Source organism: Methylobacillus methanolivorans (assembly GCF_044751345.1).
Lineage (GTDB): Bacteria > Pseudomonadota > Gammaproteobacteria > Burkholderiales > Methylophilaceae > Methylobacillus > Methylobacillus methanolivorans.
Genome location: NZ_JBIWXY010000001.1, coordinates 1,435,661 through 1,459,126, shown reverse-complemented (window position 1 = coordinate 1,459,126; position 23,466 = coordinate 1,435,661). Strand labels below are relative to the sequence as shown.

Annotated in this window: 22 protein-coding genes; 4 read left to right on the top strand and 18 right to left on the bottom strand. The window is 51.8% G+C overall.

Features of this window, described 5'->3' with window-relative positions; genetic code table 11:
• Position 1: 1 nt before the first annotated feature.
• From ACIKP9_RS06825 to ACIKP9_RS06815, 3 genes are all read right to left on the bottom strand, one after another.
• The gene (locus ACIKP9_RS06825) at positions 2-2,407 is read right to left on the bottom strand and encodes a TonB-dependent siderophore receptor (RefSeq protein WP_400880905.1); all 2,406 of its coding nucleotides are present in this window, start codon (positions 2,405-2,407) and stop codon (positions 2-4) included.
• An 87-nt stretch (positions 2,408-2,494) separates the two neighbouring features.
• Positions 2,495-3,469: a FecR domain-containing protein gene (locus ACIKP9_RS06820; protein WP_400880903.1), complete on the bottom strand. Its 975-nt coding sequence runs from the start codon at positions 3,467-3,469 to the stop codon at positions 2,495-2,497.
• Entirely contained in the window at positions 3,466-3,987 is a 522-nt protein-coding gene (locus ACIKP9_RS06815) for a sigma-70 family RNA polymerase sigma factor (RefSeq protein ID WP_400880901.1), read from the bottom strand. Before ACIKP9_RS06815 ends, ACIKP9_RS06820 begins: the two co-directional genes overlap by 4 nt.
• Before the next feature lie 143 nt (positions 3,988-4,130).
• Between ACIKP9_RS06815 and ypfJ the strand changes: the two genes are divergently transcribed.
• Entirely contained in the window at positions 4,131-4,979 is an 849-nt protein-coding gene (gene ypfJ, locus ACIKP9_RS06810) for a KPN_02809 family neutral zinc metallopeptidase (protein WP_400880899.1), read from the top strand.
• A 322-nt stretch (positions 4,980-5,301) separates the two neighbouring features.
• Here the strand turns inward: ypfJ and ACIKP9_RS06805 are convergent, their stop codons facing one another.
• The 13 genes from ACIKP9_RS06805 to ACIKP9_RS06745 all read right to left on the bottom strand — a co-directional run bounded on the left by ACIKP9_RS06805 (position 5,302) and on the right by ACIKP9_RS06745 (position 18,591).
• Positions 5,302-7,764, bottom strand: a complete 2,463-nt coding sequence (locus ACIKP9_RS06805) for a TonB-dependent siderophore receptor (RefSeq protein ID WP_400880897.1) — start codon at positions 7,762-7,764, stop codon at positions 5,302-5,304.
• An 88-nt stretch (positions 7,765-7,852) separates the two neighbouring features.
• Positions 7,853-8,692, bottom strand: a complete 840-nt coding sequence (locus ACIKP9_RS06800) for a FecR family protein (protein ID WP_400880895.1) — start codon at positions 8,690-8,692, stop codon at positions 7,853-7,855.
• A 6-nt stretch (positions 8,693-8,698) separates the two neighbouring features.
• Entirely contained in the window at positions 8,699-9,166 is a 468-nt protein-coding gene (locus tag ACIKP9_RS06795; RefSeq protein WP_400880893.1) for a sigma-70 family RNA polymerase sigma factor, read from the bottom strand.
• A gap of 197 nt (positions 9,167-9,363) precedes the next feature.
• Entirely contained in the window at positions 9,364-10,215 is an 852-nt protein-coding gene (gene panC, locus ACIKP9_RS06790; protein ID WP_400880891.1) for a pantoate--beta-alanine ligase, read from the bottom strand.
• A gap of 3 nt (positions 10,216-10,218) precedes the next feature.
• Positions 10,219-11,007, bottom strand: a complete 789-nt coding sequence (gene panB, locus ACIKP9_RS06785) for a 3-methyl-2-oxobutanoate hydroxymethyltransferase (RefSeq protein WP_400880889.1) — start codon at positions 11,005-11,007, stop codon at positions 10,219-10,221.
• 4 nt (positions 11,008-11,011) lie between these two features.
• Entirely contained in the window at positions 11,012-11,659 is a 648-nt protein-coding gene (locus tag ACIKP9_RS06780; RefSeq protein WP_230347944.1) for a deoxynucleoside kinase, read from the bottom strand.
• On the bottom strand, positions 11,656-12,147 hold the full coding sequence (folK, locus tag ACIKP9_RS06775) for a 2-amino-4-hydroxy-6-hydroxymethyldihydropteridine diphosphokinase (protein ID WP_400880887.1): 492 nt from the start codon (positions 12,145-12,147) through the stop codon (positions 11,656-11,658). The genes ACIKP9_RS06780 and folK overlap by 4 nt, the downstream gene beginning before the upstream one ends.
• A 2-nt stretch (positions 12,148-12,149) precedes the next feature.
• Positions 12,150-13,508, bottom strand: coding sequence for a polynucleotide adenylyltransferase PcnB (gene pcnB / locus ACIKP9_RS06770; RefSeq protein WP_400880885.1), 1,359 nt, complete (start codon positions 13,506-13,508; stop codon positions 12,150-12,152).
• A gap of 215 nt (positions 13,509-13,723) precedes the next feature.
• On the bottom strand, positions 13,724-14,800 hold the full coding sequence (locus ACIKP9_RS06765) for a sulfate/molybdate ABC transporter ATP-binding protein (RefSeq protein WP_400880883.1): 1,077 nt from the start codon (positions 14,798-14,800) through the stop codon (positions 13,724-13,726).
• A gap of 35 nt (positions 14,801-14,835) precedes the next feature.
• Positions 14,836-15,732, bottom strand: a complete 897-nt coding sequence (cysW, locus tag ACIKP9_RS06760; protein WP_400880881.1) for a sulfate ABC transporter permease subunit CysW — start codon at positions 15,730-15,732, stop codon at positions 14,836-14,838.
• Positions 15,733-15,741: 9 nt separating this feature from the next.
• Complete coding sequence (gene cysT, locus ACIKP9_RS06755) at positions 15,742-16,581, bottom strand: sulfate ABC transporter permease subunit CysT (RefSeq protein ID WP_230347935.1); 840 nt, start codon at positions 16,579-16,581, stop codon at positions 15,742-15,744.
• Between the two features lie 123 nt (positions 16,582-16,704).
• Positions 16,705-17,589 carry an EAL domain-containing protein gene (locus ACIKP9_RS06750; RefSeq protein ID WP_400880879.1) on the bottom strand — a complete coding sequence of 295 codons (885 nt, stop codon included), beginning with the start codon at positions 17,587-17,589 and terminating at the stop codon, positions 16,705-16,707.
• Positions 17,590-17,601: 12 nt separating this feature from the next.
• The gene (locus tag ACIKP9_RS06745; RefSeq protein ID WP_400880877.1) at positions 17,602-18,591 is read right to left on the bottom strand and encodes a sulfate ABC transporter substrate-binding protein; all 990 of its coding nucleotides are present in this window, start codon (positions 18,589-18,591) and stop codon (positions 17,602-17,604) included.
• Between the two features lie 356 nt (positions 18,592-18,947).
• Between ACIKP9_RS06745 and epsC the strand changes: the two genes are divergently transcribed.
• The 3 genes from epsC to ACIKP9_RS06730 are packed head-to-tail and all read left to right on the top strand — an operon-like array spanning position 18,948 to position 22,740.
• The gene (gene epsC / locus ACIKP9_RS06740) at positions 18,948-19,910 is read left to right on the top strand and encodes a serine O-acetyltransferase EpsC (RefSeq protein ID WP_400880875.1); all 963 of its coding nucleotides are present in this window, start codon (positions 18,948-18,950) and stop codon (positions 19,908-19,910) included.
• Between the two features lie 54 nt (positions 19,911-19,964).
• On the top strand, positions 19,965-20,882 hold the full coding sequence (locus tag ACIKP9_RS06735; RefSeq protein WP_400880873.1) for a family 2A encapsulin nanocompartment shell protein: 918 nt from the start codon (positions 19,965-19,967) through the stop codon (positions 20,880-20,882).
• On the top strand, positions 20,869-22,740 hold the full coding sequence (locus ACIKP9_RS06730; RefSeq protein ID WP_400880871.1) for a family 2A encapsulin nanocompartment cargo protein cysteine desulfurase: 1,872 nt from the start codon (positions 20,869-20,871) through the stop codon (positions 22,738-22,740). The genes ACIKP9_RS06735 and ACIKP9_RS06730 overlap by 14 nt, the downstream gene beginning before the upstream one ends.
• A gap of 99 nt (positions 22,741-22,839) precedes the next feature.
• Here the strand turns inward: ACIKP9_RS06730 and ACIKP9_RS06725 are convergent, their stop codons facing one another.
• Positions 22,840-23,055 (bottom strand): TOBE domain-containing protein, encoded by a 216-nt coding sequence (locus ACIKP9_RS06725; protein WP_230347929.1) that lies wholly within the window; start codon positions 23,053-23,055, stop codon positions 22,840-22,842.
• A gap of 39 nt (positions 23,056-23,094) precedes the next feature.
• On the bottom strand, positions 23,095-23,448 hold the full coding sequence (locus ACIKP9_RS06720) for a DUF2325 domain-containing protein (RefSeq protein ID WP_400880869.1): 354 nt from the start codon (positions 23,446-23,448) through the stop codon (positions 23,095-23,097).
• Between the last annotated feature and the right edge of the window lie 18 nt (positions 23,449-23,466).

The following is a 23,466-nucleotide window of genomic DNA, read 5'->3' as shown; positions in this document are numbered from 1 at the left end:
ATTAGAAATCGACAGATGCCGACAACACAAAAGTGCGTGGAATAGCAGGGGAAACAGCACCCCACGAGGTAATGCCTGACCAATATGCACGGTCTGTGAGATTCTGGACGGTGGCCCGCAATGTGGTATGACGTCCAGCGATGCTGGTTTGGTAGCGTGCTCCGACGTCAATGCGCGTCCATGAAGGGATGTGCAGTGTGTTGGCCTGGTTGACATATTGACTGCCGGTATAGATAACATCGGCAGTTAATGTCATGTCCTGAATGAAGGTAGAGTCCCATTCCACGCCCAAGTTTGCCTGTTGCTTGCTGGTGCCGATGGGTCGATTGCCTATCAAGCTAGATGTTGCTGCGCTGGTGATTTCACTATCTATCAAGGTGATGCCACCCATTGCCCGCAGGCTGGGTAACAGAGTGCCGTAACTATATAGTTCAAGGCCTCGATTGCGCTGTTCACCATTGGCGGAAAATACGCCATTGTCCAGGCCTCCGCTGGGTTTCTCGATCTGGAACACGGCCATGGTAGTCATGAAATGACCAGCGTCATACTTGATGCCTGTTTCATATTGTTTGCTCTTGTATGGTGCCAGTACTTCGCCATAGTTTACGGCAGCGGGTGGTGCGATGTCTCCTTTGCTCAGGCCTTCGATATAGTTGGCATACAGTGATAAATGCTTGACCGGTTGTACGACGATACCAATAGCAGGGGTGGAGACACTGCGGTCATAATTGTTGTTATTACTAGCACTCAGCACATTGTGATTAGTAGTTTTGATTCGCTGGTGACGAAGCCCAAGTGATATCTGTAGCCTATCGTCTAACATGGACATGGCATCGACCAAGGCAAAGCTAGTATTCTGGTTATCATAGATGCGTGGAATATAGCTAGGCTTGGCAATATGCTGTTTTGCATAGTCCATCGTATCGTAAATATTCGAGGTCACTGCGGTTCCTGCAAGCAGAGCTCTATCTAGTTGGTCGCGGTAAACACTGGTTTGGAATGTGACAGAGTGTTGAATTGAGCCGGTCTGGAATTTGCTGCGTAGGCCAGCATCATAAGTTTTGCGGGCAACATCAAATACGCCATAAGTTGGTGTGATCTGTGTGGTGCCTTGCTCGGTCACTAGTCGAGGAGCCGAGTCGTATACACGGGAGACGTTGGCTGAGGATGTGCCTACATTCGCAAATAATGATAAATACTGATTGAAGTCATATTCCGTGCGTAACAGGATGGCTTGCTCTTTGTTATCCGACCATTCCCAAGGCTGGGTGACATTGCGTTTGCCATCTGGTGCGCCCGGCATACGACTAATACCGGAGGGCATCAATGGACGGGTGGGAGCATTGATATGCTCTTTTTGCAAGATGATATCCAGCGTAGAGCGGAAGTGCTCTCCCTCATAATCCAATGCCAATGCACCCGTGTGCCCTTCCATAGATTGCTTGTCGGTAGCAGTGTCACCGTTGTAATAGCTACCATTGAAGCGAATGCCAAACTGGCTATCTGTACCAAAGCGCCTGCCAATGTCCAAATGGCCCCCAGCTTGGTTGTTGCTGATCAGCGATGTGGTGAATGTGGTGACGTCCTTGTTGGCTCGCTTGGGAGCAATATTGATGACGCCTCCGACCGAGCCGTTTGGCGAGATGCCAAACAATAATGCGCCCGGCCCCTTAATCACCTCAATACGTTCCACATACTCTGTCCTGACACGGTAATTGGGAGCAATACCATAAATGCCATCAAAGGCGATTTCTCCTGAGTTTCCCTCCCAGATTGGAAAGCCTCGTATGTATAGATTGTCCACATTGCCACCAGGAGCAACTGTGTAGCGCACGGATGGGTCGCGATTGATTGATTCCGCGATGGTTCTTGCCTGCTGATTTTGGATGGCGACCGATGTGTAGCTGGTGGTGCTGAATGGGGCGCGGAGGTTGGAGGTGTTGCCCAATATTCCTAGCCTGACACCTTTTGCGATCTGCTCGCCGGCATATGGTGTTGGTAAGAGATTGATGTTCTGGTCGCCAGCACTGACCTTGATTTCAGGTAGCACCTCGGTTTTGATGTCATTGGGGACAATGGTGTAGCGTTGTTTTTCTTGTTGCTGATAGCGGAGACCAGAACCTTTCAATAGTTCTTTAAAACCAGTTTCTATACTGTATTTTCCATTTAGCCCAGGGCTGGTCTTGCCATCGGCCAATGCGGCATCTGCTGAGAGCAGAATCCCAGCATCGGCAGCGAAATGGCTCAATACCTGGCTCAGTGGTCCTGCTGGGATATGGTAATCGTGTAATTCTACATTCGGTTCGGCAGCGATGGATGGTATGGCTGATACGCTGCCGATAGAAATGACCAGAAGCGCTGCACGTAAAAGGTGTCGGAGCGGAGTAATGGACGGATGAGGTTGCATGGGTTTCCCTGATTGAGTGTAGAAATGAAATGCTTCACCTCTAAACCGAAGCAGATGTAGAAAAGGGAACCTCGGATGTGAAAATTTTTAATGAGCAGGTATCAGCATGATGCCGTCTGCGCCTAACTGTTGCAGAGATACAGGTAGTGTCTGGGTAATCGCGTTGAGCGTTTTTGGCACGTCGTTAAACGGATAGGCTCCCATCAGCCGCAAGTGCGCGATAGAAGGCGACACACTAAGCTTGCCGGGGTAATAGTTGCTTAGCTCGGCAATAAAGTCATCTAACCTGCGGTTATCAGCGATGAGTATGCCGCGTGTCCAAGCTTCCCTGGCGGGTGATGCCGGTGCGGTGTGTGCAACGTGCTGGCGGTCGAAGCGGGCTTGCCAGCCAGCCTCAATAATGACTGTTTTACCTTGCTTCGGCTGAATAGCTACCTGGCCTTCATAGACGGCGAGCAAGGTGAATTCTGCCTGTTGTTGCACGCTGAAGCGTGTGCCTAGCGCTGTCAGCCGGCCATGGAGCGTGTCGACCACCAAGGGGCGGAGTGCTTGATCATGACCAGATTGCAGTAGTAGTTCCCCTGCTACGAGGGTGATGCGTCGCAGCGTGATGCCATATTCCACCTTGGCTTCGCTGCCAGCATTAAGCCAGAGCTTGCCTCCATCAGCCAGCGTGACCACGTCGGTCTTGCCTGGTTCCGAACGATGGATGTCTGATTGTGCAGTGAGTGTAGTGGCCCAGTCTTGCCATGGCGTATAGCGTTTAAGCAGCATGCCGCTAACAAAGGCGGCACCGGCAAACCCTAATAGTTTCAAGGCCTGGCGGCGGGATGCTGGATGGTGCAGCGCACGATGTGCGGCAGGCTTGTCGGCAATGGCAGTGAGTTGTGTAAAAGGTGTATTGATCGCTTCGACTTCTTGCCAGGCTGATTGATGCAATGGGCTGGCGTTGAGCCATACCTGCCAGGCAGCAAGGTCATCTTGCTGCACATGCTCATCGCGCAGTACGGCAAACCACTCTGCCGCTTGTTGCAAGGCAATATGGTCAGTGGTTTGCTTCATCCGGCTGCAGCGTTCAGGTCACGTTTTAATAACAGGCAATGCATCATGGCTGTGGCCATATATTTCTTCACCATGCGTTCTGAAACCCCCAAGTTGTCAGCAATTTCCTGATAGGTAAACCCATCGATCTGAGCGAGCAGGAATGCCTGCCTGGCCCTGGGGTTGAGCCGGTTCAGCATGGCATCAATTTCTAGCAGGGTTTCGATCACCATAGCTTGTACTTCCTGAGATGCTAGCGATGGCTGGGTATCTATCCTGAGTGCCTCAAGATACCGTTGCTCCAGCTCCTGCCGCCGCCATTGGTCAATGATCAGCCCCTTGGCAATCTTGACCAGGTAGGCGCGAGGCGTGCTCAAATCCTGCAAGGCATCATGCTTGAGTAGTAGCCTGACAAAGGCATCCTGGGTAATGTCGGCGGCGTTGTGCTGGCAGCCCAGCTTCTTGCTTAGCCAGCCGCATAGCCAGCCATGATGAGCGGTATATAAGCCAGAAAATGAATAATCATGCTGGACGGACATGAGAAGTGTTTGATCTAGATATGATAATTATTCGCATTCTAAATCCTGATGCAGTGTTCCACAATGGGAGTAAGCCCAATTCATCATAATCAAGCCACGGGATGGGCGTATGATGAAAACCATCTTGGCTCGGGAGAAGTCACATGAAGTGGGATGGATTAAGGCGCTCAGGCAATGTAGAAGATAGGCGCGGAGGCGGCGGAAAAGGTGGCCTTGGATTAGGCGCTGTCTTGGTGGCGTTGGTGGCGGGCTGGATATTCGGCGTTAACCCCTTGACCATACTCGGTTTGCTCGATGGTGCCAATGCGCCGGCAACACAACAACAAGGCACGGCTCCGTCCATGGATGACAAGCAGGCCATGTTCGTTTCGTCGGTGTTAGCCAACACCGAAGATGTCTGGGGCAAGCTGTTCAGTGAAGCAGGGCGCACTTATCAGGAACCCAAATTAGTGTTGTTTGGTGGTAGTTCCAACACTACGCAAACCGGTTGCGGCGTTGGGCAGAGCGCCATGGGGCCGTTTTATTGTTCCCTTGATCGCACCGTGTATATAGACCTTGGGTTTTATGAAACGCTGGAAAGGCAGCTAGGTGCACCGGGCGAATTTGCGCGGGCCTATGTGATTGCGCATGAAGTGGGGCACCATGTACAGAACCTGCTTGGCGTATTGTCTAAAATTGACCAAGTGCGTGCGCATATGAGTGAGACTGAGGCCAATAAGTTATCTGTATTGCAGGAGTTACAAGCAGATTGTCTGGCTGGGGTGTGGGCGCATCACGCTGATAAACAGTACAGCGTGGTCGAGGCGGGAGACATTGAATCTGCACTGAATGCAGCCTCTCGCATTGGTGATGACTATTTGCAAAAACGCGGTCAGGGCCATGTTGTGCCTGAAAGCTTTACCCACGGCACTAGCGCGCAACGCATGAAGTGGTTCAGTACGGGTTATAAACTGGGTGATATACAGGCGTGTGATACGTTTCGGCAAGAGTAAAAAATAAAGCCAGCTTCCTGCTGGCTTTTTAGTATCAATATCTACCTTGGCCACCTTGCTGTTGACCGCCTCCAGGTCCACCGCCCGGGCCTCCACCAAATGGAGGGAACCAGCAACAACCATTGAGTAAGATGGTTGCCATTGCAAGTAATGCAATTGTTTTCTTCATCTTGATGTCGCCCCTTCAACTGTTAATAAACGCTTTTAGCATTTTAGTGGTAGAGCTTAGTGGCGATTGTTAATCGGGGTAAAAGTTCGTTGAGCACATACCCATCCCCCTAATTTTTGCGATATCAGGGGGATGGTTTTAATTGAAGTAATATTAATAATCGATGGTATAGCTCAGTGCTATCGTTCGACCCTCTGCGGGAATGCTTGAAATGCGACCAAAGGTGACAGCAGCCTGTTGGGTATAAACCGTACGGTAATATTTGTCGAACAGGTTATATACTCCAACATCGATACGTCCCTTGGGGGCAGGGAAGTGTGCCAGCACATCAATCAGTGCATAGCCCTTGATCTCTGCCGCGCTATTGGCGACTACATTGCTATCGTATGTGGCAACTAAAGCATCTTTGTATGCTTCGTTGGTGCCTTTGATGGCCAGCATTTGCACCCTGACGCCCGATCCACGTTGATTATCCCACTCGCCGAACAGCGTAGCCTTGATGGGGGAAATTTGGTAAGCGTTCAGTTCGCGCCACTCGCCTGCTGCATCCTTAAACTGCCCTCGGGTATAGCCCAATGTGCCACCTACCTTGAATTGCTCAAGCACGGGATAGCTGGTGTTTAGCTCCACACCATAAATACGCTGGTCTGTGCTGGCAACATTGATGGTTCTATTGGCCTGGAATTGCACCACTTTGTTGGAGTCATTGAAGAATGCCGTGATGCCGGTATTCAGGCCGCGTGGTTGTTGCAGGCGCCACCCTAATTCATAGCTGTTCACGGTGATAGGCGTAATATTGGCAGATGCCAAGTTATAGCCAGTGGGGACATCACGCATGATGCGTTGCACATCGGGATAGCTGAAGCCTTGTGAGAAGTTGGCAAATACCTGCTGTCCAGCTTGCAACTTATATACCGCACCCAGGTTGAATAGTGCTTTGCCCGCGCTGGTGGAACCGCCATCTACCGGGGTCAGGTTTGCTGCATTGCCAATTGCTGCATTTCTAGCGGCGGCCGTTGGAATGAATGCTTCCGTTTTTGCGCGAATATATTGATAGCGAACTCCCGCCTGGATATTCAGCTTTTCTGTTGCGGCAAAAGCGCTTTGCAGGAATGTGCCCAGGTTCTGGACAGTGGTATCCGGGCCAGCATCGAATTGGTTGCCAGTATCGGTATAGTTGGTTCCCAGGTTGGTAAAACTTAAGACATCGATATATTGATGATCTTTTTCGTGATCATAATCCAGGCCATAGGTGAGCGTTAATTCCTTGCCTTGTAGTTGCAGATCACTTTGCATGGTAGACCTGAAGCCTGCTACATCAATATTGGATTGTGATTGGGTGGCGTAACTCGTTGTGAACAGGGTCGGGAAAAAGCGCGCTTTTTCCTTACGGTAATAAGCCTCGATATTCAGGATTTGGCCCAGAAAGTCCTTATTCTGGTATTGCGTATTGATGGCATAGCGCTCTGTAAATGCCTGCTTGCTCAGGTGCAAGCCTTTGACAGCTCGGTAGCTTGGGTTGAGTAAATAGTTACCGGAGTAGTCTGGGGCATAAGCAGTGTCTTGCTCATCCTTGAAATACTGCACACCAACGCTGAGTGATTGGAGGTTGTCTAGTTTGAAGTTCAGGCGGCCATTGATATCAATGGTATCGGTGTCTGAGCGGCTGGTTTGGGCTGGGTCCGGTGCAATACGGTTGCCGTTGCCATCTATTTGGTCACCACGGCTGGTGTAATTGATGCCTAGAAAGCCATCCATGCTGTCCTGGTTAAAAGACACGGTTTGCCCTAGTTCATAAGCCAAGCCATCGCGGTTGAAATTGGTACCAGAAGCCACGCCTACTTTAGATTGGAAACTGAGTGGCTTGGATTTATCCGTGCGCTTGGTGATGATGTTGATGATGCCACCGGTCGCACCAGAGCCGTAAATACTGCTGGCACCAGAGACGACTTCAACACGTTCAATCATCGCCGGGCTGATGCTGTTCAACTGACGTGAGACATCGCGCGAACCAGTCTGCGAAACACCATCAATCATCACCAACACTTGCCTGCCTCGCATGGTTTGACCGTAATTGCTGGTGGTACCGCTGCTTGGTGCCAGGGATGGAATCAGTTGTGCCAGTGCATCGGCAGTCTTGCGCCCAACAGCGGCTTGCTGCCTGATTTCCTCATGGCTGATGGTCTGCACGGTCCCGGCGATTTCCGCAATATTCTTGGGAGTGCGGGTTGCTGTGACAATGGTTTGCTCCAAAGTGTGTTCGGCTTGTTCTGTGGTGGAAATTTCTGGCAAGACCGAAGTTTTTTGTGGTGCGGCTGTGATGATGAAGCTGTTGTTGCCTTTTGACTGAATGACCAACTCCGAGCCAGCCAATAAGCGTTCCAGCGCTTCCTGTGCCGTGAAGTTGCCTTTTAGCGCCGTGGCAGCAATGCCTTGCGCCAGATTGCTGGCGATCAGTACCTGTACATTGGCTTGCTTGGCAATACGGTTGACGGCTTGTTCCAGCGGTTCTGCTGGAATGTCGAAGGCAAGCTTGGCGGTATCGGCATAAATAGAGGTAGTGAATAACAAGCTGATCGCGATGACTATCTGCTTGAGTGGTTGATGGTGTGACACGATTAATTTCCCTTTGATTAAATGACCTACAGGGCGTTAGACGTTTGGCAGGCTGAGTACCCCAACCTGGGAATGAGAATTTTTTTGATTATTTTTCGCTAATCAGCAGGCTGCCATCTGACTGTGGATTCACCTTGATGGGCAGAATAGCTGGCAGCAGCTGTAATAAGGCATCGGTATTGTCGATGCTGAATACACCGGAGAACTTCAATCTACCCAGCGCTGCGGATTGCAGGCGTATGGGTTCACGGCGGTAGCGCTGGATGTCGGCAATGGCCTGCGCCAACGTGGTTTGTTCAAATACGAGTTTGCCATCGCGCCAGGCGAGGCTGCTTGTTGGCTGGATTACATTAACGGCGTGCAAGTTGCCATCTGCTGAGATGGTGATCTGCTGATTGGCGGTGAGCATGTTGCGCAGATAGCCAGCGGTTGCCTTGCTGGTGACTTGCACTTTGCCTTCTTCCACCGTCACTGTGACATGATCGGGATGGTGGTAAACATCAAAAACCGTACCGACTACCTTGATATGCGCTTTGCCCGCTGCAACCGTGAATGGGCGATAGGTGGCCTTGGCGACTGCAAACAGCGCCTGTCCTCGGTGTAGTGCCACGCGGCGAGAGCGCAGGTGCCAAGAAACCTCCAGTTGCGTATCGGTATTGAGCGTGAGCTTGCTGCCATCCGCCAGTGTAATGTCGGCACGCTGCCCGATGACGGTGGCATGCTGTTCGCTCCTGTAGGCCGGGTCCAGCCAGAGTAAGCCTGTCGCGATCATGGCGAGCAGCAGCATTGCGTTCGCGGCGGTTTTCTTCTTGCGTGACTTCTTGATTACCGGCAGCGGGAAAAGCTCTTTCAATGTATCGCGGTGCTGCGCCAGTGCGTCTTCTGCACTGTGTTGTTCTTTGCCGGGCGGTAGATTTTTCTGCGACATGGATGCTTAATCACGTCCGAGTTGTTTTTTGCAGGCAGCCAGCCCCAGGCGGGTATGGCGTTCGATCATCTTAACGGAAATGCCGAGTTGCGCGGCCACCTCGGATTGAGCCAGGCCATGGATCTTGTGCATAATAAATACCTGCTTGCAGCGCGGCGGCAGTTGTTCGATGGCTTGTGCCAGCAGTTGCACCTCACGCTGGGCATCCAATGCGGCAGCATGGTCAGGCATGCTGGCTGTTTCAGGCAATGTTGCCATGGATTCAATCAGGCGATTGCGTACGCTCTCGGAGCGGCATTCATTCACTGCCATGTTGTGCGAGATGCGCTTGAGTAAGGCAATCGGTTGTCGCGCTTCAATGGCGGGTTTTTCCAGCAGGTGTACGCAAACGTCATGCACTATTTCACGAGCAAACATCTTGCAGCCAAAGCGCCGCCGGACATAATCCACCAGGTCGTCATAATGTCGGACCAAAGAGACCAGAAGGGGAGGAGTGGATGAGTTAGGTAGCACGCGTGCAAACCAGCCAGTATTAAGTAGGTGTTTATTATAAATAATAATGCTTCTTAATTGTAGTTGATTGGGCTGGGATCGTAGCTTAAAAAAGGATGAGCGCTGCAAGTATTTTTCAGCGCTCTTGATGGTTAATGCCTCATGACATGGCTGTGTAATCAGGTTGAGGCGAATGATCGTGTGAATTCGATATTGTCGATCAGACGGGTATTGCCTTGCCGGGCCGCGGCAAGCACGACAAGCTCAGTGTCTGTTGCGCTGGCAGGCAGCAGCGTCGCTGCGGAGCGGATGGAGATGTAATCTACAATCCAGCCCAGTTGGGTAAGGTATTGGCTGGATTGAGCTTCAATGGCGACATAGTCATGGTGACCTTTTTGCACATTGTCGACAATCATGTTCAGGGTGCGATAGAGGCGTTGTGCTTCCAGCTTTTGCGCGCTGCTCAGGTAGCCATTGCGTGAACTCAAGGCCAGGCCGCTATCTTCGCGCTGGGTATCGCCAGCAATGATGTCGATGGGCAAGTTGAACTGATGCACCAGCTCGCGAATGATGAAGAGCTGCTGATAATCTTTCTTGCCGAATAAGGCAACTTGCGGCTGCACGATATTGAACAGCTTCAGCACCACAGTTGCCACTCCATCGAAATGTCCTGGCCGTGCAGCGCCGCACAATTCATTTGCAATCGGTGGTGGGGTGACGCGCATGGTTTGCACCGTTGGGTACATCTCAGTGACAGAGGGCGTGAAGACGATGTCTGCACCAGCAGCCTGCAGTTTTTCACAATCTTCCGCGAGTGTGCGTGGGTAGCTTGCAAGGTCTTCATTGGCGCCGAATTGCAGCGGGTTGACAAATATACTCACGACCACGCATTGCGCATGTTGCTTGGCAAGCTTGACTAGGTGAATATGCCCGGCATGCAGGTTGCCCATGGTAGGTACAAAAGCAATGCTGGGCGCTGTTTTTAGCCGAGCGCGCAGTGTGGCAATGTCAGGGATGATGTCTAGTGCCATGGCTTATTCAAAGCTATGCTCGGTATCAGGGAAGGTTTGTGCCTTGACGGCAGCCACATAGTCGCTGATCGCTTGTTCAATGCTGGTGGCGCCTTGCATGAAGTTGCGCACAAAGCGTGGTGACTTGCCGGCATAAATGCCCAGCATATCCTGCAAGACCAATACCTGGCCATCGCAGTACTTGCCCGCGCCAATACCAATGACGGGAATCTTGATCGCCTGGCTCACTGCCGCTGCCAGGGCGGTTGGCACCATTTCCAGCACTAGCATGCCTGCACCCGCAGCTGCCAGGGCCTTGGCATCCTCAAGCAATTGACGCGCAGCGGCCTCATCACGTGCTTGTACACGATAGCCGCCAAATTGATGTACCGATTGCGGTGTCAGTCCGAGATGGCCGCAGACGGGAATGCCGCGCTCTACCAGAAAGCGCACAGTATCCAGCATGATGTTGCCACCTTCTACCTTGACCATTTGCGCGCCCGCAGCCATCAGCAAGGCTGCATTTTCAAAAGCCTGTTCAGGGTTGATCTGATAGCTGCCGAAAGGCATGTCGGTGACGATAAAGGCTTGTTGCACGCCCTGGGCAACACAGCGCGTGTGATATTCCATATCGCGTAAAGATACGGGCAAGGTGCTGGTGTGGCCTTGAATGGTCATGCCCAGCGAGTCGCCGACCAGCAGCACGTCTACTCCTGCTTTATCACTGAGCGCGGCAAAGCTGGCGTCATAGCTGGTCAGTACGGCGATCTTCTCGCCACGCTCCTTGAGTTGCTGCAATGCAAGCAGGTTCATGGCCTTACTCCAGGTTGGGGTTGAAAAACTCGCGACGGCCACGCATCTGCATCACGCGATCAAGCAGCATGGTCATGGCGGCATCATTTTCGGTGATGTCGAGTTTTTCATTATTCACGATGAGCACAGGAGCCCCATCGTACTGGTGGAAGAAATTGCTGTAGGCATCCGATAGGCGCGAAAGATATTCGCGCGGGATTTCCTGTTCATATGAAGTGCCGCGCTGGTTAACGCGCTCATGCAAGGTTTCCACCGGGGATTGCAGGTAGATCACCAAATCTGGCGTTGGCACTTGTACATGCAGGTGCTTGTACATCTGGCGATACAGCGCATATTCCTCATCATTGAGGTTGAGTTGCGCAAACAACGGGTCTTTTTCCAGGAAAAAATCGGCAATGGTCGCTTGGTTGAACATATCTCGCTGACATAAGTCCCGGATCAACTCCACACGCTGGAACAGGAAAAACATCTGCGTAGGCAAGGCATAGCGCGGTGCATCCTGGTAGAACTTTGGCAGGAACGGGTTGGCACCTGCGTTTTCCAGCAAGAGATTGACGGGGAACATATCGGCCAGCTTTTTTGCCAGCGTGGTTTTGCCGCTGCCAATCGGCCCTTCAATGACGATGTAATGAAAGCGATCAAAAATACTCATGCCTGATCTTCCTGCAACAAGGCAACCCCTTGATCTGCACATTGTGCGGCCAAATCCGTGACTGAGCCGTGGTCAGCAAGCTGCAGGTCTGGGGCAATCTCCGCGAGCGGCAGCAGCACAAAACCACGTTCATGCATGCGCGGATGGGGCAAGGTTAATTCTGGGTTATTCGTGGACACTTGATCGTACAACAACAGGTCCAGATCCAGCACCCTTGGCGCATTGGGGAAAGGACGTTCGCGGCCATGCTGGGTTTCCAGTGCAAGGATGGCGCGTAACAAGGCCAGTGGTTCTAGGCTAGTCTCAATCTCGGCGACTGCATTAATGAAATCGGGTTGATCATCGTAGCCAAGCGGTGCGGTGCGATAGAGTGAAGAAGGGCGAACCACATGCGTTCCTGGCAGGGTGCCAAGCTCAGCCATGGCTTGGCGCACTTCCTGCACCGGGTCACGCAGGTTGCTGCCTAAGGCAATATAAGCACGTGCCATGCTTATTCTCCTGCGGCTGCGGTTGCTGGCTTTTTGGTGCGACGGCGTCTGCGTTTGCGTGGCGTGGCGTCAGGCAGCAACATGGTTTGGCGTTTGTCACCATCGGCATTGGCAAAGTCAGTCCACCATTGGCCAAGCTCTGCAGGCAGCTCGCCAGACTCACAACGTAGCAAGAGGAAATCATAGCCAGCGCGATAGCGCGGGTTTTCCAGCAAGCTGTAGGGGCGCTTGCCAGCACGTTGTTCAAAGCGAGGCTGCAAGCTCCAGATTTCGCGCATCGTCACGCTATAGCGCTTGTTGATCGCCATTTTCTCGGCCTGGATGTCACAGACTTCGTCCATCGCCATAAACAAGGCGGGGATAGGCTTATTGCCTTGCTGCTCAAACTTTTTCCATGCCAACAGCACTTCGTGCCACAGCAGCGTGGCAAATAAAAAGCCAGGAGAGACCGGCTTATCTGCCAATACACGCTCATCGGTATTTTTTAAAGCCAGCTTGACGAAACGCTCGCCCATTGGCTGCTCCAGCACCACATCCAGCAAAGGCAGCAAGCCATGGTGCAGGCCATGCTCGCGCAAGGCATTTGCACTTTCGATCGCATGGCCGGAGAGAAACATCTTCAGCATCTCGTCGAAGAGCCGTGAAGGTGGCACATCGTGCAGTAACTCTGCCAACTCGGAAATCGGCTGTTCAGTTTTCTTGTCCAGCTTCAGCCCAAGTTTTGCCGATAAACGCACGGCACGCAGCATGCGTACAGGGTCTTCACGGTAACGGACTTCTGGGTCACCAATCATGCGTAGCACGCCTGCCTGGATATCAGGGACGCCATTGTGGAAATCCAGCACTTCTTCGGTCGCCGGATCGTAATAAAGCGCATTGGCTGTAAAGTCGCGCCGTACCGCATCTTCTTCCTGTGAGCCAAAAACATTGTCGCGCAAGATGCGCCCGGTATCGGCGACCTTGGCATCGCCTTGATCATTTAAATGGCTACCACGAAACGTCGACACCTCAATTGTCTCATCGCCAAACATTACGTGCACCAGCCGGAAGCGTCGGCCAATGATACGAGAGCGGCGGAAAATCCGGTTCACTTGCTCTGGCGTGGCATTCGTCGCCACATCGAAATCCTTGGGGCGTTTTTTCAGCAAGAGATCACGTACCGCCCCCCCCACGATAAATGCCTCAAAACCGGCCTTCTGCAATCCTTCAGTCGTCTTGATCGCAGCATGGCTGATCAGCTTGCGGTTGATTTGGTGGGTCTTGGCAGTAATACGAGTGGCGTGCTGATTCGATTTGGCTGCGGGCGAAGATGCGGATTTTTTAGAGGGTTTAAAAACGCGTTGCAGCAGTTTTTTAATCATTTAGAGGTGGAGCCTAAGCATCTGGTTGAATGTGCGAATGCCAGTAATTATATCGTATGTCTTCTGCACGCATGTAATTGTCATTACTCTTCACTACTATGCTACGTAGTGAATGACTACATTGCGGCATATCGGATAGAGCGATGCTCATTATTGATAGCAAATAAAAGCCCATGCAAGAGTGCATGGGCTTGGGGATATGCTGCAAGCAAAAGTTAGCGCGTACTGGTGCTACTTTCCAGAAACACTTGCACGCTACGTGGTTTGAGATAGACATTGCTACCTTGGCTAATAGCAAGCTCGCGGAAGCGTTCACGGGTGATTTCTGCTTCGATGATGTCGGCATTGTTTGTAGGCTGCAGTTCAAGCCTGACTAGTGGGCCAGCCGCATGGATATAGCTGACCACGGCTTGTAATGCGGGGCTGCCGTTTTGCTCGGTATAGATGTCGATGTCGTGTGGGCGTACGTAGGCGAGTGCATCGCTGTTCTGTACGGTATGGTGCTCGTCCAGTGTTAGGCTGATGTCGCCGATATGCGCTTTGCCTTGATCTACGCGGCTGTGGAACTGATTGACGTTGCCGAGGAATTGATAGACGAACGGTGAGGCTGGGTTGTCGTAAACCTCCTGTGGAGAGCCTATTTGTTCGATCTTGCCTTGGTTCATAACGACGATGCGATCTGCGACTTCAAGCGCCTCTTCCTGATCATGAGTGACGAAAACGCTGGTGATGTGCAGTTCGTCGTGCAGTCGGCGCAGCCAGCGACGCAGGTCTTTACGCACCTTGGCGTCCAAGGCTCCAAATGGTTCATCCAGTAACAAGACTTTGGGCTCAACGGCCAAAGCGCGGGCGAGTGCGATGCGTTGGCGCTGACCACCGGAAAGTTGTGGTGGATAACGATCAGCCAACCAATCCAGTTGCACCAAGCTTAAGAGTTGGTGAACTCGGCGGTGGATTTCAGCCTCTGTTGGGCGTGTCTTTTTAGGGCGAACACGTAAGCCAAACGCGACATTCTCGAATACTGTCATGTGGCGGAACAAGGCGTAATGCTGGAATACGAAGCCGACTTCGCGTTCACGTACGTCGCGGTTTGTGGCTTCTTCACCGTGGAAATGGATACTGCCAGAATCGGGAGATTCCAGGCCCGCGATGATGCGCAATAGTGTGGTTTTGCCGCATCCTGAAGGGCCAAGCAGGGCGACAAGTTCGCCGCTAGGGACATCAAGGCTGACGTCTCCCAGTGCGGTAAAGCTGCCAAATTCTTTTTTGATATTGCGGATTTCGATACTCATGATGTCATCCTTGTGACGGTGATGCGGTCAGTGCGTTATTGGTCAGAGGCTTTTTCACGTGCGCTGGCGCTACGGCCGCTTTGCCACTCAATGTATGACTTAAGTGCCAGTGTAATCAGCGCCAGGAAGGCCAGTAGTGAGGCGACGGCAAACGCCGCAGCATAGTTATATTCGTTGTAGAGGATTTCCACATGGAGCGGCATGGTATTGGTGAGCCCGCGGATATGGCCCGATACCACTGAGACAGCGCCAAATTCGCCCATGGCGCGGGCATTGGTGAGGATGACGCCATACAGCAAGCCCCACTTGATGTTGGGGAGCGTGATATGCCAGAGAATTTGCCAGCCTGACGCGCCGAGAACCAAGCCTGCCTCTTCTTCTTCCTTGCCTTGTGCCTGCATGAGTGGGATGAGCTCACGGGCAATAAAGGGGAAAGTAACGAAAATCGTGGCCAGCACTATGCCGGGGATAGCAAAAATAACTTTGTAATCATGATCAATCAGCCATTCGCCAAACCAGCCTTGCAGGCCGAAGATCAGCACGTAGATCAAGCCGGCAATTACTGGTGAGACTGCAAAGGGCAAGTCGATCAAGGTAATCAGGATGCTTTTGCCCTTGAACTCGAATTTTGCAATGGCCCAGGCGGCGGCAATACCAAATACCAAGTTCAGCGGTAGCGAGATGGCGGCAGCAATCAGGGTCAGCTTAATGGCGGAGACGGCATCGGGCTCAATCAGTGCGGCAAGGTAGGTGTCGAAGCCCTTGCGCAATGCCTCGGTAAATACGGCTGCCAAGGGAACAAACAAGAATAAGCTGAGGAACAGCAGGGCGGAGATAATCAGCGTCCAGCGAACCCAGGCAGGTTCTGAAGTGGCACGGCTGCGTGCTACCTTGGCATTGTAACGGGCGAATTGGGAAACGGTGGTTGACATAATGTATTCCTATCGCGAGGCGCTGTTGCGGCTGCTGCTCCACCATTGCAGGCCGTTGATGGTGAGCAATAGTAGGAAAGAGATGACCAGCATGACGACGGCAACTGCAGTCGCGCCTGTGTAGTCGTATTGTTCGAGCTTGGTGATGATGATGAGCGGTGTGATCTCGGAAATCATCGGCATATTGCCTGCAATGAAAATCACGGAGCCATACTCACCCACTGCACGGGCAAAAGCGAGCGCAAATCCAGTGAGCAGGGCTGGCCAGAGGGCAGGCAGGATAACGCGATGAAAGGTCTGCCAGCGATTGGCGCCTAAGCTTGCGGCGGCTTCCTCAGTTTCTGCTTCCAGGTCTTCCAGCACGGGTTGCACGGTGCGGACAACGAATGGCAGCCCAATAAATGTCAAGGCGACGACGACGCCTAGTGGGGTAAAGGCTACCTTGAGGCCGTATGGCTCGATCAGGCTACCAATCCAACCATTGCCTGAATACACAGCGGTGAGTGCAATACCAGCGACCGCGGTTGGCAGGGCGAATGGTAAGTCTACCAATGCGTCTACCAGCTTCTTGCCGGGAAAGGTATAGCGGGTCAGCACCCAGGCTGTGAGCAAACCGAACACGGCATTGATCAGCGCCGCAAATAAGGATGCACCGAAAGTAAGCTTGTATGAAGCGATCACTCTGGGGGTGGTGACGGTATGCCAAAACTCTGCAAGGCTTAACTCTGTCGTCTTGAAAAAGGCAGCTGATAATGGAATCAGTACTATCAGGCTCAGGTATAACAAGGTATAGCCGAGAGATAGGTTAAAGCCGGGCAGTACGTTATGCGGTTTGTGTTTTTTTGCCATATTGTGAAATTAGTGTGTGTGGCTAGAGCAAGGCCGCTGCAATGTAGCAGAAGTGGCTGTGTGCAAAAAATAATATGTTTTTATAACGATATAGCTCAGGGTTATTTTTCGATAGCCGGTTGCTTATGCGGCTGCGCGTTTGTTCAATTGCAATGATGGCTTGAGCGCTTGCGTGGGTTGAAGTTCCTTGGCAGTCACGGGCCTGCCAAGGAAGTATCCTTGCAGCAAAGTGGTACCGGATTCCACAGCAATATCGAGGCCAGTTTGCGACTCGATACCGGTAATCACAGGTTGCGCACCGATGTCATGGATGAGCTGGATCAAGCGCGGCAATATCTTGCGCATACGGGTATTACGCTCGGCTTCCTTGATCAGGCCAATATCAAGTTTGACAAACTCAGGGGCAAGTTTCCATAGCCGTTCCAGATGGGAGTGCTTGCTGCCAAAGTTGCCAATCGCGATACGGTAGCCTCGTTCTTTGTAGTTTTCAATGGCATCTGCCAGTTGATGCTCATGCTCGACGACACTTTCCTGTATTTCAATGACAACGCGATGCGTGGGAACAGAGTTTGCGTGCAGGATGCGCTCGAAAACTTTGCCGTGCGCGTTGACGCTCATGAGCAAATTGGGATGCACATTGAGGAACAACAAGCCATTTTCCGCATAAATCTGGCGGAAATTCAGTACATGAAGTGTGCGGACAACGCGATCAAACTTCACCAGCTTGCCCACTTGCCCGGCAAAGCTGAAGGCAAATTCTGGATTAATGGCTTGTTGGCCACCGAGCGAGGGGCGGATAAAAGCTTCATGACCAAACAAATCTCCCGCTTCGCTATCGTAGATAGGTTGGAAGGCGCTGTTGAGCTGCAATCCCAGAAAGGAGCTATTGAACTCTCCTGAAGACTGCTCCTCTAGCCCATATTCATCAAGGTCCAGGTAAAGAGACTCGCGCAACTGGGCTTTCAATTGTTCGATAGCGATGGAGGTGGGGACGCTGTGCTTGGTCATGATCTTGGCTGCTTATTTATTCACGTAAATCTGGTCAAATACGCCGCCATCGGCAAAATGCGTTTTTTGTGCTTTTTGCCAGCCGCCAAATGTCTCATCTACGGTAAAGAGTTGCAGTGGCTTGAAATCAGCTTTATGTGCTGCCAATACCTCAGCAGAGCGCGGGCGCAGGTAATGACGCGCGGCGAGCTCCTGCCCTTCTGGTGAGTAATGGAACTCCAGGTAAGCTTGTGCAATTTGGCGTGTCTTGCGCTTGTCCACCACCTTGTCAACGAGTGCGATGGGGTTTTCTGCCAAGATGCTGGAAGATGGATAAACCACGTCGAAGTTATTGTTGCCTAACTCCTTATTGATGAGGAATACCTCGTTTTCAAAAGTCAGCAATACGTCGCCAATGCCGCGCTGTACAAAGGTCGTTGTTGCGCCACGGCCACCTGCATCAAGTACAGGGACATTTTTAAACAGCTTGGTGACAAAATCACGCGCCTTGGCTTCGTCACCGCCTTTTTTGAGAACGGCACCCCAGGCAGCAAGATAGCTATAGCGGCCATTGCCAGAGGTTTTGGGGTTGGGGATCACGACACCGACGCCGGGTTTAATGAGGTCGTCCCAATCCTTGATGTTCTTGGGGTTGCCCTTGCGCACGAGGAAGACGGTCGTGGATGTCGTGGGTGAGCTGGCATTAGGCAGGCGTTTTTGCCAATCAGCGGGCACCAGCTTGCCGCGCTCGAACAAGATATCAATATCATTGCTCTGGTTCATGGAAATGATGTCAGCCTGCAAGCCATCTGCTACGGCCCTGGCCTGCTTGCTGGAGCCGCCATGGGATTGATTGATGGTAACGGATTCACCTGTTTTTTGTTTCCAGTACTTACTAAAGGCAGGATTGAAGTCTTTGTAGAATTCACGTATCACATCATAGGAAACATTGAGTAGTGTGGTGTCTGCATGAGCAATTCCGGCGACGGCAAAAAGACTGATTGCCACTATTTTTCTTAGCATGTAGGCCTCAAAAGATTGGTAGTGAATGTGCGGTACTATAAGAATTTATTTTAATAATGTAAAAGAATATAGTGGAATATAATTAAATTTAATGGTTATTTGATTGGCGTTGATGCATATATTTTTTTGTTCTATGTATAGAAGTTAATTGAATATGTGATAGTCTTCGCAACATGATATGTTTGTTGCACCATCTTCAATATGGACAGCAAGCATAGTGAGCTTGAATGAGTTTAAGCTTATTAGCATTGCCATAATATCGTTAGCGTAAGCTGACCGGACAACCGGAAGCCAGCATCTCTCTTGAGAGGTGCTGGCTTTTTTGTTTTTACAAGGTCACTTGTAGGTAGGGTTTGATGAGTCAACGCGAAAAAATGAGTGAACTGGGTGACGAGCTGGGGATTAGCCAGATCGTTGGTGAGTTGCGTGAGGTGAGGTTGACGTCGCTGGAACATCGCAATCGCTTGAATCGTCCTCCCAAGCTCCCTGCGCGCAAGGCGCTTGCAGGGGTGATAGAGGGGTTGGGGGCTGCCTTGTTTCCCAATCGACTTGGCCTGCCAGACTTGCGAGAGGAAGGTATCGACTATTTTGTCGGTCATACGCTGGACGTAGCCTTGCGAGAACTGGTGGTACAGGTACGCCTGGAGTTGAGTTTTGTCGCGGAAGCATCACAGTTGACTGCAGTGAGAGAGCGTGCCACAGCGTTGGTGCGTGAATTTTCTGCCCAGTTGCCAGCCGTGCGCCGCTTGCTGGATAGCGATATTCGAGCGGCTTATGAAGGTGATCCAGCAGCACGTAGTGTAGATGAGGTGTTGGTTTGCTATCCGGGAATAAATGCCATGATCCATTACCGGATTGCGCATTTGCTACACCAGCTTGGTGTGCCATTAATTGCGCGCATGATCACTGAAATTGCTCATTCTGCCACTGGTATTGATATTCACCCCGGCGCTCAAATCGCCGAGGGTTTTTTCATTGACCATGGCACCGGGGTCGTCATCGGAGAAACCAGCATTATTGGTCGGCATGTCAGGCTTTACCAAGCCGTGACACTAGGTGCCAAGCGTTTCCCAGTGGATGCCGATGGTAGCTTGGTAAAGGGCAATGAACGACACCCCATTGTCGAGGACGATGTCGTGATTTATGCCGGTGCAACCATTCTGGGACGCATCACGATTGGGCGAGGTTCAGTGATTGGCGGCAATGTCTGGCTCACATATAGCGTCCCACCCAATAGCAATATTAGCCAGGTACAGATGAGGGACGGTGCATCTGCAGGCCATAGTCATGGCGCTATACATCATCCAGTAGTTCAGTAGTGCATAGGGTGGGCATCGGCCCGCCATTGATTGGTCATTTTTAGGAGAGTTTTCATGTCAGATATTCATCAGGCCCATACCGCATTGGGTGATGTCGCAGCGCGTACCCTTGCCAATGCAACCAAGACTGTTCCCATGCTTGGGTCCATTACGCCGCGTTGGCTGGTGCACCTGATGCAATGGGTGCCTGTCGAGGCGGGTATCTATCGTGTCAATAAGGTAAAAGACAACCACAATGTAGAGGTAGATTGCTCCAATAAGGATGAGCGTGAGTTGCCAGCTACGTTCGTTGATTATGAAGAGTGGGGGCGCGAATATGTATTGAATGCGGTGAACACCGTGGTGGATGTGCATACCCGTATTTCTGATCTTTACAGCAGCCCTCACAACCAAATCCGCGAGCAATTGCGCCTGACCATTGAAACAGTGAAGGAGCGCCAGGAAAGTGAACTGATCAACAACAAGGAATATGGATTGTTGCACAATGTAGCCGCTGACCAGAAGGTCAAGTCGCGTACTGGATCACCAACGCCTGATGATTTCGATGAGTTGATTTCCCGGGTATGGAAGGAGCCGGCATTTTTCCTGGCTCATCCGCAAGCGATCGCCGCATTTGGTCGTGAGTGCACACGTCGTGGCGTGCCACCGCCAACAGTGAGCATGTTTGGCTCACAATTCATTACTTGGCGTGGTATTCCATTAATCCCTTGCGACAAGCTGCGCGTGACCAAGGGTAAGACCAATATCCTGTTGTTGCGCACGGGCGAGAGCCGTCAAGGGGTTGTTGGCCTTTACCAGCCTAATCTGCCAGGGCAGCAAAGCATGGGGCTTTCAGTACGTTTCATGGGTATTAACCACAAGGCGATTGCTTCCTACCTGGTATCACTCTATTGCTCGCTGGCGGTATTGACCGAAGATGCGATTGCTGTGCTGGAGAATGTAGACGTAGGCAACTACTATGACTACAAGTAACCTGAACGATCTATCTTCTTTCGAGCCAGAGGCCATCCTGGCTTCTGTGCCTGGTGAGCATCCACGGATGGCGGCTGCATTGGCCGTGGGTCGGGATGCCCAGGCGAGTGGTCACTTGGATGTTGATGAGCTGACCCGTATTGCCAATGAGCTTTACGCGGAAGGTTTCCCTCGCTTGCCACAAGATCCACCCTCAGTCACTTCACTGTCTGATTCAGCCGCGCCTTTTGCGGCGGGTAGCCCAACTATCGGTGCTCCGGTCCCGGCTGCACCATCCGTGATGTCTGCGGCGCCAATGGGCTTTCCCGCAGCAAGCAATGTTATCCCGGGGGCGGAAACAGTAGCCTTCAGTGCACCTAGTCTTGGGGTATCTCCTTCTGACTTGCCCTCCGCATTCAGCGAGGAGCGTGTGGATGCTGTTGGCCCGACTCCAAGTCTATCTGGGCTGGATGTCAGCAGTCTGTTGGGTGGGGTCGATATTCCTTATGCTATCGATTTGGGATTGTTGGCATCTCCGCTGAGCAGCGTGCTTGGGGCTGGTACAGGCTCTGGCAAAGCTCCTGCAAGCAAGGCTTCTTCGCCTTACTACTTCCTCGCCGAGTCACCTAAGGCGCCTGCTGTTGCAGATTCTGCTCATCCAGCGTTTGACGTTAACTTGGTGCGCAAGGATTTCCCTATTTTGCGTGAGTTGGTCAATGGCAGGCCATTGATCTGGCTGGATAACGCGGCGACAACGCAGAAGCCGCAAGTGGTGATTGATCGCCTGTCGTATTTTTATCAGCACGAAAACTCCAATATTCACCGTGCAGCACATGAGTTGGCCGCGCGTGCAACTGATGCTTACGAAGGCGCGCGTGAAACGGTGCGGCGCTTTATCAATGCGCCTGCGGTGGAAAATATCGTGTTTGTACGCGGGACGACCGAAGCGATTAACTTGGTGGCCAAAACTTGGGGCAGGAAGCATCTGGGTGAGGGAGACGAGATCGTGGTCACCAACCTGGAACATCATGCCAATATCGTCCCCTGGCAACAGCTATGCCAGGAAACAGGGGCCAAGTTGAAGGTAGTCCCTGTCGATGATAGTGGCCAAGTGTTGCTGGATGAATACCAAAAACTCTTAACCTCACGTACCAAGCTGGTGTCGTTTACGCAAGTGTCCAATGCTTTAGGGACAGTTACGCCCGCACAACAGATGATCGCTATGGCGCATGCCGTGGGTGCAAAAGTGCTGCTGGATGGTGCCCAGTCGGTTTCCCACATGCGTACGGATGTTCAGGCGCTAGATTGTGATTTCCTCGTGTTTTCCGGACACAAGATTTTTGGCCCGACAGGCATAGGTGCGTTATATGGCAAGGCTGAAGTGCTTGATGATATGCCAGCCTGGCAAGGTGGCGGCAACATGATTCAAGATGTCACCTTCGAGAAAACCATCTACCATGGTGCTCCGGCCAAGTTTGAGGCAGGCACGGGAAATATCGCGGATGCGGTTGGCATGGGGGCCGCCCTTGAATATGTAGAGCGCTTGGGCATTGAAAATATTGCTCGCTATGAGCATGATATTCTGGTGTATGCCACCGCTGCCTTGAATAAAGTGCCTGGCCTGCGGTTAATCGGGACTGCTCAGAATAAGGCCAGCGTACTTTCATTCAATTTACATGGTTACAAGAGTGAGGAAGTTGGTGCGGCATTAAATCAGGAAGGCATCGCTGTACGCTCTGGGCATCATTGCGCGCAACCTATATTGCGACGCTTCGGTGTAGAAACCACGGTCAGACCTTCACTGGCGTTCTATAACACTTATGCAGAGGTTGATGTGCTACAGAGCGTGTTGCTCAAGCTGGCATCTGCCAAGCGTTAATGTATTAACTTAAGAACGTAATAACACAAAAGGCCAGGGAGCAATCCCTGGCCTTTTTATTCATGACATCAGGCTTGCGTTGCGCCTGAGCGTGGCTAATTAAACCTTGGCGAGAGAAACCTCAGTCGCTTTGATCAGCGCCAAGACTTCAGTGCCAATCTGCAAGTTCAGTTCATTGACTGAGCGCGTGGTGATGACTGATGTGACGATACCTACCGGAGTCTCGACATCGACTTCAGAGACCACAGGCCCCAGAACGATTTCTTTGATCCTGCCGCGAAATTGGTTACGGACATTAATTGCGTGAATTGCCATGATAAAACTCCTTTTGCTACATCAAATCTTGATTGCTGGTTAATTCAGTGAGTGGCGCGCTTGCCACTGGCTTTGGTATTGGACGCTACACTCACTCTCCTGGACGTAGTCTGGGTTGATTTGCTTCAGGCGTATGCGCAATGCACTTGGGCCATTCGGCGTATATACAATCCTGACGCCGCGCTTGGCTGCGCTCTGCTTGATCTTGTGAGTGAAGGTGTGGCTGATCCAGTCAGTCACCAATACGATGAGGTCAGTGTCTTGGGGAATGACTTTTTTGCCATCACCAACTTTACGGCCTGACCAGTGGTTGATATGCGTAACACCAAAATTGGATAGCTCTTGCTTGATGCCTTCAATTTGGTCGCCACCTACAATTAACGCAGTGCTCATGATAAGAGTCTCCTTTGG